This window comes from Nostoc sp. CCY 9925 (assembly GCF_963920935.1).
Lineage (GTDB): Bacteria > Cyanobacteriota > Cyanobacteriia > Cyanobacteriales > Nostocaceae > Nostoc.
Window position 1 is genome coordinate 1 of record NZ_CAWUDO010000154.1, and the last position, 13,991, is coordinate 13,991.

Below are 13,991 nucleotides of genomic sequence, written 5' to 3' on the forward strand. Positions count from 1 at the left end.
GCTGTGCCTCCTCACTTGCTAATCGCATAGTCTCTGCCTCTCGTTCGACCTCGGAGAAATTTTCAATATCTACTATCGGCAGTATTAAGGTCAAGGACGGTGATATGAGTTGAGCCAGTAAACTATTTACAATAACCAAGGTTGTCCGCAAAGCTTCATGGCGGTGCAAAATTTCGTTGAGGCTTTGCTCTAAGGCTGTCACATTCAGTAAACCTGAAAGGCTTACGGCTACAGCAATATTATAGGTAGAGCTATTAGGAGACAACTGATTGAGAAACCAAAGCCTTTCTTGTGCAAAGGAGAGGGGAACTGAAATTTTTTCAGGACGTTGATGAATAGTTTCAAATTCAGAGGCATTAATCGGTTTTTCTAACAATAGCCTCTCCAAGAGCGCACGTTTTTTTGGTGATAGTTGTGCTAATCGGGCAAAGAAATCTTTCACTGAACTATAGTCCTTTTAATATCATTTATCTTATGTACTTTATAATAGTCATTAATATCAATACCGTTGCCAATTTACGAGGCTTTAAAGTCGGTATAAACGGCATGAATACGTCCCAAAGAAGTAATTTTGGCAAAAATCTGATTTAATAAAATAGGATCGGGGGTTTGTAGAAGCATTTTTAAAATTTCATGGACATATCGAAAGCCACGATAATGAGCCTTAAGGTCAATAATGCCGTAACCAGGGTTAGAGAAATGAACATCCGCAAGAAGATAGTGAGATAAATTGACCATAAAGAATGCCAGATTAGCAGCATTAGTCACAGCAGTTTGTCCCAGGTTCATAAAATCTTCCAATCCCCAGAATTGCTTAGCATCATGAAAATTAAACTCGATTTGAAAACGGAGTTTGTAGTAGTCGATTATCTTTTCGTATGACAACTTTAGGTCACTAGAAAATAGAATTACATGACTACGAGCATTAGTTTTAAGATTGGTTGTGACTAAAATAACTATATTTAGTGCTTGAGCAAATTCCTTGTGGAGTAAAGTAGTTTGATAAATGTCAGTTTTGATATCCTCCTCAATGCTACTTTTACACAAATATGCGTCAGGTATATTACAATAATCCAGCTTATTACCGTATTTACGACGGGAGCGACGATTAAGATTAGGGTTTTGGTAAGGGATGTATAATGCAGAATCATGGCGCAACTTGGAAATTATGTGCAAGTTAACTTGTCGAGCCATCTGCAAAGCATTATTATTTCCAAAATGACCATCTAAGACTAAGTAACTTAGAGGGATAAAGTTAGCTATTAACTTGAATAACTCATTAATCATCTTCTTAATTCTTAGTAATTCAGATGTGAGAATAACCTCTGTTTTATTCTTATTCTTGCTCCCTTTTGGTTGTACACGTTTACGTTTCTCTAATGGTTTTATTTCTGGGGTTGATGACAGGCTACTTTTTTCTACATCGCTTTTTGATTAACTACCACCAATGCCTGCCCAACGAAAAATTCCCAACATGGTGACTCTTCCATTCATTACTAACATCGCCAGAATTATCTGGTTTAATTGCCGCATCGTCGTAGCATTTATTTGTGGTAGCAGGCATTGTAGCAGTGATAAGATATCGAACATGAGCGAATTATAGCTTCTGAGTTGTCGTTGTGAGAGACAATAACTCTACTACATCAGCCCTCTCCCTTCACACTCTGTTCTTGGCACAGGTATTGTAATATACTAGGCGATTTTTTTGATGGAATAAATATTCCTCCAGTTGATTCATTCACTTTTACATAGTTATCATCTTGAAGACGAATCTTGTGAGCTTTAGGCAAATTCCAAAAAGGAGTCTTAGTATTTAAATGATGATCTAAATGATACTGCTCATTATGTATGCAGCTCAAAAAAAATTCTAGAACGTTATTTTTGCGATTCCTTGTCATATAAAGGTCGATGTCAGAACATTGCATCAGAGGATAGTGCTCACTTAGTTCTATAAACCATCCTATAATTTGAAATGAGGTCAAATATGGTATTAACCAAAAAAGCCCAATAATTTTCCAAAAGTTTAGATTTATACTACATAATACAATAACAATAATTAATAGATAAACAAACATTAAATAACCTTCCAAGGTTATTCTATTTCGGTCTAGGATTCTATATTGCATCAAAAACTTTAGGTAACTAGGAGTTTTAATAAGAAAGAATGGCATTATTATATTTTTTATAAAAAAAGTTTTAGGTGGAATTTTATCATATAGTCCTTGATTAATATGTGAAAGATAATCAGGATCTAACATAGGGTTACCAAAATGACCGTGATGAAGAAGTAAATGTGAGTTTTTATAAGACGTAAAATTTTGAAATATCAAATAACCAGAAAAGAAAGTTCCAATAACAAAATTAAGATGTCGGTTTTTTGCTAAAATACCATGAGCTGCTTCATGGAGCAAAGTAGCAAGAGCACGTTGACGAGCACCAATTATGAAAACTGCTAATGGATAAAAATAAAATGTAATATTATGGGTAACTATGATTGAAGTAAAGATAAAGAAATAATCTTCAAGCAAGGCAGCTATACAATGCCAATTATCAAGTTTGGATAGAGCTTCTATATCTGTCTGTATAGATTTAGCAAATTTATATTTTTGCATCTTGAATCACTCATTTTATTTAAATAAATTTATTTCTTTAGTAATTTTTTTAATCAAGCCTTGATCATCCGACACACTCGCCTTTGTGCAGTAGCTAAGAAACGGCAAGCCCAGAGTATCGACAGCTAAATGTCGCTTGATACCATTGGCATATTTGTAGTGGCAGAATCCTTTGGAATCGATACTGGCATTTCACGTTTACTTGACCGCTTGCAAGCCAATCACCAGCAGGGTCGGGTCGTGCACTTTATTTTTTGACTTGTTGACGTATCTTTGAATGCAAGGTTTCCATAATTCGGTCTATAACTCCATCTGTTCTTTTCTTTGTTCTTGTATATAGTACTGCTTTGGTATAGCCGTTATCAGTTTAGTTGGGTACATACCTAACCCCCGATCCCTTCCCTAGTAGGGCTACGGTGTACACACAAGTAAACCCAGAGCAAGTTTCCAACCGAAAAAAGTGGATTCAAACTGATAAAGTCCACGAACCAAAGTAGTAATTCCAGGAGGTTTCTGAGAACTGTAACCAGACCAACCGCCAAGTCGAGCAATAATCCAAGTAGCCCAAGCTACGGTGCACACACAAGTCTTGAAATCATACCTGGAAGGGAGTTTTAAACTTAAATAAAAATCGCTCAAAACCTGTCATTGCGAGTGAAGCGAAGCAATCCCAGCATCTTGCGATTGCTACTCTGCGGGAACACTTCGTGAACGTTGTTCCTACTCACAATGACGATTTAAGAGGGTTGAAATCTATGAAACGTATGCAAAGAGTACTTGTGTGTACACCGTAACCTAAAAGGAGACAGGTCAAAACTATATTGCACTTAAGCGATAACTGCTATACGATGCTAGCAAATTAAGCCTTTGATGAATTTGGATCAAAGCAAAAGCTGAGGTATTTGCTTAAAACAATTTAGTATCTAAATAACAGCATATTTGCTTTCGTTGTCTCTGAACAATACTCCTTAAGATAGATTTAGTAGACCAAAAAGTTGCGGACACTCTGTAATGGATACCTGTAAACCCCCTAGCTATCTAATTGGTATTCAAGAGCTTGAGATTCAAGCACAGTCAGAAGTTCCGTATGTTGATCAACCAAAGCTTGTATTGTGCTAACTGGATGACGATGAAGGCGATGTTTGCGTTGACGGGGTGCGCTTAAACGTCGTAGCGCCATTGAGCCTGTCATTGGACATACCAAACATGACCACCGGATGCAACGCAATTACCTGCAAGGTCAGGTTGGCGATCGCATCAATTCTTTTTTGGCTAGCTGTGGATTTAACCTCCGAAAGCTTTACCGCTTTTTTGCGACTGCTCCACTTATTCCCCTTGTAGCTTAGATTACTATCCTTTTATTTTTCAGGGACGACTGCATAGTTTGGTTTTTTCGCGCCGACCTACTTAGTCTGTGATACCGTTTTGGCAGAAAAGTGCGAAAGCTGATTGTTTTGGGGAATAAGAAGTTTAGATTATTAATAAACTCAAACCAGATATTGTTCTAGCTCGATTTTCACGCAACTCTTTGACAAAATTCTCTGCGATAACAGCATAATCATCTTCTGGTAAAAGATTTGCTCTCACCCTTAGTTGATTTATTAGTTTTTTTTATGTTACTCAAGCAACTCAATCATTCATCATTAGTATTTAAAATCGCTAATTTTAAACACTAATCTACATTAGACCGATATTCAGAAAAGAGTAATCGCAAAACTTTTCGGTCTAATGAATTTAGATACAGTACAGCTTAAGAGCCTACAAACATTTTGGCAAAACTGGCAAAATTTTCTATACATAAGCTTTTCACTTAATTTTTTGGTGAAGTCATTGCTGCTGTAAAGTTATATTTTTAAATTCAATATTTCTAAAATAAAAGTAATACTATCTATTAAATGTAGCTGCGTCGTAGCTTATCTAAATAAAGAATCTCTAGTTTTTTAACATAATTTTATTGACTAAATGAAGTTAGTGATAGTATTTTTCTGATGTGTACCCAAATTAATAGAGCTATGTGATAATCCCTACAAAATGGCTGGAACGGTTCGCAGATAAGTCTTCTTTAAATCAACCCTATCAATTGCAGTATATGGAGCAAGCTTTTGTCCCACTTTCCTACGCTCAAGAACGACTGTGGTTTCTTGACCAATTAGTGCCAGGCAGTCCCCTTTACAACATACCTGTTGTTCTACAACTGTCAGGTTCTATCAACGTGGCGGGACTGGAACATAGTCTGAAAGAACTCGTACAACGCCACCAAGTCTTGTGCACCACTTTTGCCTACATAGATGGACAGCCTTATCAAGTCATCGCATCCCCTAGCAAGTTAAGCTTGCCTGTAGTGGAATTGACTTTGGTCCCGGAGAATCAACAAAAGGCACTGGTTATGCAGCTAGCTACACAAGAGGCACAACGATCCTTTGATTTAGCCCAAGATATGCTGTTACGAACCACTTTGCTGCAGTTAGAAGCACAAGAGCATGTCCTCCTACTGACAATGCATCACATTGTCTCTGATGCTTGGTCGATAGGGGTGTTTATTCGTGAACTAACAGAACTATATACAGCCTTTTGTACTGGTCAGCCCTCCTTACTACCCGAATTGCCTATTCAGTATGCCGACTTTGCTATCTGGCAACGGCAGTGGCTGCAAGGAAAAGTGCTGCAGACCCAGCTTTCTTACTGGCAGCAGCAGCTTGCCGAACTGCCAATTCTGCAACTACCTACAGATCGTCCACGTCCTCCTATACAGACTTTCCGAGGGGCAACCCAATCTTTAGTACTTTCTCAAAGCCTCACAACAGCAATCAAAGCTCTTACCAAACAATCCAAGGTTACTCTATTCATAACTTTACTTGCAGCATTCAAGTCCTTCTTGCATCGTTACACGGGACAGGAGGATATTGTTGTAGGTTCAGGCATTGCTAATCGCACCCGTTCCGAAATAAATGGGCTAGTTGGTTTTTTCGTCAATACCATAGTATTGCGTACTAAGCTTTCAGGTAACCCAAGCTTCTATGAGTTACTAGGTCGGGTGAGAAAGGTGGCTTTAGAAGCATACACCCACCAGGACTTGCCTTTTGAGAAACTAGTGAAGGAACTGCGACCGGAGCGAGACCTCGACCATACACCTCTGTTTCAGGTTATGTTTGTTCTTCAGAACGCTCCAATACCGTCCTTAAATCTGCCAGGACTAATTTTACGTCCTTTAGAGATTAATAATGGAACAGCAAAGTTCGATCTGACCCTAAACATGATGGACACTGAGCAGGGACTGTTAGCGGCGCTGGAATATAACACTGATCTATTTGATGCAGCAACCGTCACTCGGATGTTGGACAATTTTTCTACTTTGCTCGAAAGCATTGTCGCAAATCCTAACAAGCAACTCTCGGATTTGCAAATTTTGACTGAGGCAGAACAGCGTCAACTACTAGTACATTGTAATAGTAGCAAGATTGGCTATTCTCAGAATTGTTGCATCTATAACTTGTTTGAAAGACAGGTGGAACAGACACCAGATGCTATTGCAGTGGTCTTTGAGAAAGAGCAATTAACTTACCAGGAGTTGAATCAAAGAGCGAATCAGCTAGCGCATTATCTGAGATTGTTCGGTGTTGGACCAGAAGTTCTAGTGGGCATTTGTGTAGAGCGTTCGCTAGAGATGGTCATAGCTTTCTTGGGTATCCTGAAAGCCGGTGGAGCTTATGTGCCGCTAGATCCAGCGTATCCAAAAGAGCGGTTGGCTTTCATTTTAGCAGATGCCCAGGTATCAGTGCTGCTGACCCAACAACGACTTGCGTTACTTGTACCAGCGCAAGGAGCAAAAGTTATTTGTTTGGATACGAATTGGAATTTAATTGCACAGGAGAGCGACGAGAACCCGCTTAATAATGTGACAGCCGAAAACCTGGCTTATGTCATCTACACCTCTGGTTCGACAGGCAAGCCCAAGGGTGTATTAATAAGACATTCAAATGTAGTACGTCTTTTTGAAGCAACCCAGTCTTTGTTTAACTTCAACAAGCAGGATGTGTGGACTCTCTTCCATTCCTATGCATTCGACTTTTCAACGTGGGAACTTTGTGGCGCTCTCCTTTACGGCGGACGGCTAGTAATAGTACCCTACTTGGTCACACGATCACCAGAAACATTCTACGACTTTTTGTATTCAGAGCAAGTCACAATCCTTAACCAAACCCCTTCAGCCTTTCGCCAACTAATTCGTGCAGAGGAAGCTGCATATACCTGTGATGCTCTGACCCTGCGTTTGATCATTTTTGGTGGGGAAGCTCTGGAAATTCAAAGTTTAAAACCCTGGTTTGATTGTCATGGAGACGAGTACCCGCAGCTAGTAAATATGTATGGTATTACAGAAACTACCGTACATGTGACCTATCGTCCGCTGACAATAGTGGATTTAACTATACCATTGGGTAGTATGATTGGTAGTCCGATTCGAGATTTGCAGGTTTACATTCTAGATCAGCATCAGCAACTTGTTCCAATTGGAGTTTCAGGTGAAATGTACGTCGGTGGGGCTGGTTTAGCTAGTGGCTATCTCAATGCTCCTAATTTAACTGCTGAGCGGTTTATCCCACATCCTTACAGTGACAAACCCGGCGTTCGCTTGTACAAAACAGGAGATTTGGCTCGGTATTTACCAAATGGTCAACTTCAGTACCTTAGTCGTATTGATCATCAAGTTAAAATCCGAGGGTTTCGGATCGAGTTAGGAGAAATTGAAGCGGTACTGGGTCAACATTCGGGAGTGCGGGAAACTGTAGTTTTAGCCCGTGAAGATGTACCTGGTGACAAGCAACTAGTTGCTTATATAGTCTCCAACGATGAACAAGCATCCAGTATTAGTGACCTTCGTAAGTGGCTGAAAGAGAAACTACCAGAGTATATGATACCTGCTGCGTTTGTGTTGCTGAAAGCTTTGCCACTTACGCCTAACGGTAAAGTAGATCGTCAAGCATTACCAATACCTGGTACAGCTAGACCAGAATTGGAAAGTAATTTTGTGGCACCTCGAACTCTTGCAGAGAAGATGCTAACTGATATCTGGGCTACAGTTCTTCATCTTGAAAAAATAGGTATTTACGACAACTTCTTTGCGTTAGGTGGGGATTCAATCCGTAGCATCCAAGTCCAAGCCTATGCCAAAGAGCAAGGCTTGAGCTTTTCGCTTCAGCAACTTTTCCAACATCAGACAATCCACGCACTAATACAAAAGATCAATCCAACTGAAGTTAGTACCTTATTAGCAACTCAAGTTCAACCTTTCAGTCTTCTGTCCAATGAGGATCGGCTGCGGTTACCGGATGGCTTGGAGGATGCTTATCCCCTGACAATGCTACAAGCAGGAATGCTCTTTCATAGTGAATACAGCTCAGGCACAGCTATTTATCATAATATCAACAGCTTCCATTTGCGATTAATCCTCGATCCTGAAAAATTGCAAATATCTTTACAGCAACTTGCAACGCGTCATCCAGTGCTTCGTACTTCATTTAATCTTAGCGACTTCAGCAACCCAATGCAATTAGTTTATAAGGGGGTTGATATTCCTTTGCATATGGAGGATCTGCGCCATTTGTCTGTCGCCGAGCAAGAGGAGGTAATCGCTGCCTGCATTAAAGCTGAAAAGATTTGCAAGTTTGATTGGACAAAAGCGCCGCTGTTGCGTTTTCAAATTCATCGCCGTAGTGAGCAGACATTTCAGTTTACCTTAACTGAACACCACGCCATTCTTGACGGATGGAGTGTAGCTTCAATGCTTACCGAGTTATTTGAGCAATATTTTTACCTTATAGATGGTAGAACTAATCTAATTAAGCAACTAAAAAGTACTTTCCGAAATTTTGTGGCTTTAGAGCAGCAAGCTCTTAACTCGCAGGAATGTCGTGATTTTTGGCTTGAGAAACTCAAAGATAGTACGATTACCAAGTTTCCTCGCTGGCCTTCTCCCTACTTAGAACCTAATAATAATCAGATACACATTCAGAAAGTTCCACTACCGCCTGAACTTTCTGCAGATTTGAGACAACTAGCTCATTCAGCAGGGGTTCCCCTCAAAAGCGTTCTTTTAGCTGCACATTTAAGGGTGTTAAGCCTGCTGAGTGGTCAATCAGATGTTATAACAGGCTTAGTTTCTAACGGCAGACTGGAAGAAACTGATGGAGAGCGCGTCCTTGGTCTTTTTCTCAACACCCTACCGTTTCGTTTGAAACTTACAACTGGCACTTGGATAGGCTTAGTCCAAGAAACTTTCAAAGCTGAGCAAGAATTATTAGCTTTCCGAAGGTATCCAATGGCCCAGATACAGCAGGAAGCAGGAGGACAATCTCTCTTTGAAACAGGTTTTAACTTTACTCACTTTCACGTTTTTCAAAGCCTACAAGAAGTCAGTGACTTGGAAGTTTTAGAAATAGACAGCCACACTGATGCTGATTTGACCTTCTGGGCGAATTTCGACGTCGATTTGTCCTCATCATCTCAAGTGAACCTGACTTTGGAAGGTCAAAAAAGTGAGTTATGCACCGAACAGATGAAAGCTATTAGTGGCTACTATGCTAAAACTCTCATTGCAATGGGACGCGAGCCATTCGGACGCTATGAGTCTCAGCGTCTTCTATCTGAGCACGAGTGGCAACAGTTATTGGAGGAGTGGAATGCTAACAACAAAGTAAACTGTACCCAACCGATAAATCTGCATCAAATGTTTGAAGCTCAGGTGGTACAGACTCCCGAAGCTATAGCTGTGGTGTTTGAAGACCAGCAGTTGACCTACCAGGAATTAAACGCCCGAGCTAATCAATTGGCCCACTACCTACAAACTCTCGGAGTTGGTTGCGAGGTGTTAGTTGGCTTGTGTGTAGAACGATCTTTAGAGATGATAATAGGATTGCTAGGCATTCTCAAAGCTGGCGGAGCTTATCTCCCTTTAGATCCAACTTATCCTCAAGAGCGTCTGGCCTTTATGCTGTCAGATTCACAGGTGTCGGTACTCCTTACTCAAGATAAGTTAATAGTTAAATTACCTGAGTACAAAGTGTATACTGTTTGTCTAGATACAATTTGGGGCTCAATTTCGCTCGAGAGTCAAGAAAACCCTATCAGTGACGTTCAACCTGAAAACTTACTTTGTGTAATTTACACATCCGGGTCTACAGGCAAACCAAAAGGGGTAATGATTCAACATCAGTCTTTGGTGAGTTACATCAAGACGGCGATTGTTGAATATGGGTTTATCAAGAGCGATCGCGTCCTACAGTTTGCATCTATCAGTTTTGATGCGGCAGCAGAAGAAATTTATACTTGCCTCTGCTCTGGTGGCACACTTGTGTTAAGAAATGAGCAAATGTTAAGTAGTAGTGGACTTATGTTTTGGGATAAGTGCCGGGAGTTGCAGCTAACGATATTAGATCTACCAACGGCATACTGGCATCAGTTGATCTTTGAATTCAAGACCGCAAATTTAAGCCTACCTGATGCATTGCGCCTCATTATTATTGGGGGAGAACGGGTGCTGCCGGAACAGGTCAGACTGTGGCAAAAATGTGCAACTGATCGCCCTCAGCTAATTAATGTATATGGTCCTACTGAGGCAACTTTAGTAGCAACGACCTGTGAATTATTAGAGTCAGTACTCATAGATCCCGGGCTTTCAGGGGTGCCAATTGGACGTCCCATTAGTAATATTCAGGTCTACATACTCAACCAGTTTTTAGAACCAGTTCCTATTTGCGTTCCTGGCGAACTGTATATCGGTGGTGCAGGTCTCGTCCGCGGCTACCTTAACCGTCCAGATATCACTGCCGAGAGGTTCATTCCTAACCCTTTCAGCAAAGACCTTGGAGCATGCTTGTATAAAACTGGTGATTTAGCTCGCTATCGACCCGATGGTAATATTGAGTATCTCGGTCGCCTAGACCATCAGGTGAAGATTCGCGGTTTCCGCGTTGAGATGGCGGAGATCGAAGCAGCGCTGGTTCAACATCCAGAAGTACGGCAGTCAGCAGTTATTCTTCAAGACCAAAATGGCAACAAGCGCCTTGTAGCTTATATCGTCCCCAAACGGGAGCCACCCACTTTTAATAAGTTACGCTGTTTTCTATTAGGGTTACTACCTGAGTATATGGTGCCAGCAAATTTTATCATGTTAGAAACTTTACCTTTAATGCCTAGTGGGAAGGTGGATCGCGGAGCACTTCCGATACTAAATATAACTAACTCTAAATTGGCAACAACCTTTGTTTTTCCTTCTACTCCCATTGAGGAGGAGGTGGCTGGAATATGGGCTGAGGTACTAGGGCTTGAGCAAGTTGGCATTCATGACAACTTCTTTGAGTTGGGGGGGCATTCGTTGCTAGCTACCCAAGTTATTTCTCGGCTGCGTCAGGCTTTCCAAGTGGAACTGCTTCTGCGTTGTTTATTTGAGTCACCAACGGTGGCCGCTTTGTCTAAGAACATTGAGATGGCAATAAGATATGAACAGTTAGCAGAGGCTCCTCCCCTTAAGCCTGTTCCACGAGATATATATCTACCCCTGTCTTTTGCTCAACAACGATTGTGGTTTCTAGACCAGTTAACCTCGTCCAGACCAATCTACAATATGCATACATCTGTTAGCCTCAAGGGTTTACTTGACCTTTCGGCACTCGAGCAAAGCCTCAATGAAATTGTACGGCGTCATGAAATTTTGCGTACTACCTTTGCTAACATAGATGGGCAGGCCTATCAGGTCATCGCACCCAGTCTAAAATTAAGTTTGTCTGTTGTAGAACTGAGTTTGATAGCTGAAGAACAACAACAGCCAATAGTTGTGCAACTAGCCACGCAAGAGGCTCAGCGACCCTTCAATTTAGCTCAAGGTGCATTATTACGAATCGTATTATTGCAATTGAAGGCACAAGAGTTTGTCCTTATGGTGACAATGCATCACATTGTCTCTGATGGTTGGTCGATAGGAGTATTTATTCAGGAACTAGCTGCACTCTATGCAGCATTTAGTACTGGACAGCCTTCTCCATTACCCGAACTACCTATCCAGTATGCAGACTTTGCTTATTGGCAGCGGAAATGGCTACACGGCGAGGTATTAGAGAATCAGCTTAACTACTGGAAACAACACCTGGGTGATAGTCTGCCAACATTACAATTACCTACAGATCGCCCTCGACCAGCGGTCCAATCTTACCATGGTGCGTATGAGTCATTTACACTATCGCTTACCTGTACCGAAGCACTTAAAGCACTGAGTCGTCAGGAAGATGTAACTCTGTTCATGACGCTACTAGCAGCTTTTCAAACGCTATTGCACCGTTACACTAATCAGGATGATATTGTAATAGGAGCAGATATTGCCAATCGCAACCGTTACGAAATTGAACGATTGATTGGGTTTTTCGTCAATATGCTAGTTTTAAGGACTAATTTATCTGACAATCCAAGTTTTCAAGAGCTACTGAAGCGGATCCGTAAAGTAACCTTGGAGGGATATACTTACCAAGATATACCTTTTGAGAAGTTAGTAGAGAAGTTGCAACCGGAGCGGAATCTAAGACAAAATCCACTTTTCCAAGTGGTATTTGTCCTCCAAAATACTCCCATGCCAGCACTAAAGCTACCAAATTTAACATTAAGTACGTTAGAGATTGACAACGGAGCAGTGCAGTTTGATTTAGTTTTATCAATGGAGGAAACTGAACACGGTCTGGTCGGTTCGCTGGCTTACAACAAAGATCTGTTTGACGCATCTACAATTAAACAGATGGTGGGAAATTTTAAAGTTTTGCTCAGGAGTATTCTAGATAACCCTGAGCAGTGCCTAGCTGACTTACCAATATTGAGCAAAGTTGAGACTGCAGGATATACATACTTGGACTTTCCTGATGCAGGCCTCAATCAAAAAGAGTTTGAAAGCCTTGTCATGGAACTTCACAAAGGCTTACAGGATATCTGAAAAGTTGGCAGTTTAGTAAAAAAGCTCTCAAGGTATAAGTTGTAGATACATATACACAGCACCATTGAGAGCATGAGTTTAGTGAAGTATTTATCGATTTGATTGATGCTTTATTTTATCAATAAGAGCGCTAAATTCTCAATAAAGGTAAAAATAATCTCATTAAAGTTTGTTTATTGACAAAAATTTTAGCGATCAATTTGAGGCTTGGAAAATAAATTAAACGATAAATGCTGATTTTTTTGTTGATCCTCTTAACCTTGGTTGTGATCATAGAGTAATTTAGATGCGGCCGCCTGGGATAACTACTGCTCATTTTAAACCTCACACAATTTAGTAGACTACTCCGATTGAGCTTATGGGTTCAAATCAAGGTTAACGAATCTCATCCAAGAGTGAATGCCAAAAGACCATCCAGAGCTTGCTCTTAATCATAATTTGTCATAACGGTCGTTACAATTAGCTGTTACTAACAATACCTTTGCCAAAATAAGAGCATACAAAAATTTGGCAAAACTGGCAAAATTACCCATACATGAGCGTTTCGCTTAAAAGGTAGTTTGTCATCTCAAACCCTTATACTGCGCTCAATACGTTAAAAAAAACCTTGTGAGAAACCTTGAAGGAATTTTTAGGACTTATTGTTTTTACCAAGCCTCAGAGCAAAGGGAGTTCAGACATCAACTCACCCTCGTAAATTGGCGAAGGTATTGACTAAACGAAAAATTATTTGCTGTTCACGGTCTCTTGAGCGGCTTGAGGGGATACTGCAAACCTATTAACTAACTGTCGTACAAACTTGTCGAACTCAGCAGCGTTCTGTTATCAACTTCTTTGCGTTGGCTTTACGCCCACATATTGGTCATAAAATTGTACCCTTCGTTTATTTTTCTACCACCTACAATTCTTGCAATTAGTTTTTGAGGAGATAAAAATGGCTATTAAAATTCGATACAAAGGTTTTGATCTGGAGTTTGAGAATTTTCCTACACCACAACAAATTCAAACAGCATATGAATTATTACAATTTAAAATCAAAAATATATTGGAAAAAAATAATTATTCAGCAATACAACCGAAATCACAAGATGGAGAGTGTCCTCTATCTTTTTCGCAGCAGAGGCTGTGGTTTCTCAACCAACTAGAACTAGGTAGCCCACTTTACAATATTCATGTAGCTGTTCGCCTCATGGGTTTGCTCAATGTACTATCTTTAGAGCACAGTCTCAAGCAGATCGTCCATCGTCACAAGATATTACAGACAAGCTTTATGACAGCGGAGGGACGACAAGGTGTACAGGTCCTCGCTTCAACAGTCTTAATTTCTCTGCAGTTGCTAGACTTAAGCCACTTTTCCGAGGTCGAACGAGAGGCAGAGACTATGCGATTAGCAAGTGAGGAGGCACAGC

Annotated in this window: 6 protein-coding genes and 2 pseudogenes; 3 read left to right on the plus strand and 5 right to left on the minus strand. The window is 40.5% G+C overall.

The window, feature by feature from the left end; all coding sequences use genetic code 11:
- The 5 genes and pseudogenes from ACM0OY_RS36960 to ACM0OY_RS36980 all read right to left on the minus strand — a co-directional run.
- Positions 1–442, minus strand: a 442-nt coding sequence (locus tag ACM0OY_RS36960) for a condensation domain-containing protein (protein WP_414573690.1), incomplete at its 3' end; no start/stop codon positions are given.
- A gap of 74 nt (positions 443–516) precedes the next feature.
- Positions 517–1,590, minus strand: a pseudogene (locus ACM0OY_RS36965) (transposase).
- A gap of 53 nt (positions 1,591–1,643) precedes the next feature.
- On the minus strand, positions 1,644–2,612 hold the full coding sequence (locus ACM0OY_RS36970; protein ID WP_414573691.1) for a fatty acid desaturase: 969 nt from the start codon (positions 2,610–2,612) through the stop codon (positions 1,644–1,646).
- A 411-nt stretch (positions 2,613–3,023) separates the two neighbouring features.
- Positions 3,024–3,194 (minus strand): hypothetical protein, encoded by a 171-nt coding sequence (locus ACM0OY_RS36975; RefSeq protein ID WP_414573692.1) that lies wholly within the window; start codon positions 3,192–3,194, stop codon positions 3,024–3,026.
- A gap of 448 nt (positions 3,195–3,642) precedes the next feature.
- Positions 3,643–3,804 carry a hypothetical protein gene (locus ACM0OY_RS36980; RefSeq protein WP_414573693.1) on the minus strand — a complete coding sequence of 54 codons (162 nt, stop codon included), beginning with the start codon at positions 3,802–3,804 and terminating at the stop codon, positions 3,643–3,645.
- Between ACM0OY_RS36980 and ACM0OY_RS36985 the strand changes: the two are divergent.
- The 3 genes and pseudogenes from ACM0OY_RS36985 to ACM0OY_RS36995 all read left to right on the plus strand — a co-directional run.
- Positions 3,773–3,958, plus strand: a pseudogene (locus tag ACM0OY_RS36985) (transposase); the annotation flags it as partial. The gene ACM0OY_RS36980 and the pseudogene ACM0OY_RS36985 sit on opposite strands and share 32 nt — an antisense overlap.
- Positions 3,959–4,626: 668 nt before the next feature.
- Positions 4,627–12,582, plus strand: a complete 7,956-nt coding sequence (locus tag ACM0OY_RS36990; RefSeq protein WP_414573694.1) for an amino acid adenylation domain-containing protein — start codon at positions 4,627–4,629, stop codon at positions 12,580–12,582.
- 934 nt (positions 12,583–13,516) lie between these two features.
- A partial coding sequence (locus tag ACM0OY_RS36995; RefSeq protein WP_414573695.1) for a condensation domain-containing protein occupies positions 13,517–13,991 on the plus strand: 475 nt, incomplete at its 3' end.

Bases quoted from the DNA above. Each gene is read 5' to 3' on its own strand.
- ACM0OY_RS36970 (WP_414573691.1), bottom strand. From the start codon at position 2,612: ATGCAAAAATATAAATTTGCTAAATCTATACAGACAGATATAGAAGCT.
- ACM0OY_RS36980 (WP_414573693.1), bottom strand. From the start codon at position 3,804: ATGACAGGCTCAATGGCGCTACGACGTTTAAGCGCACCCCGTCAACGC.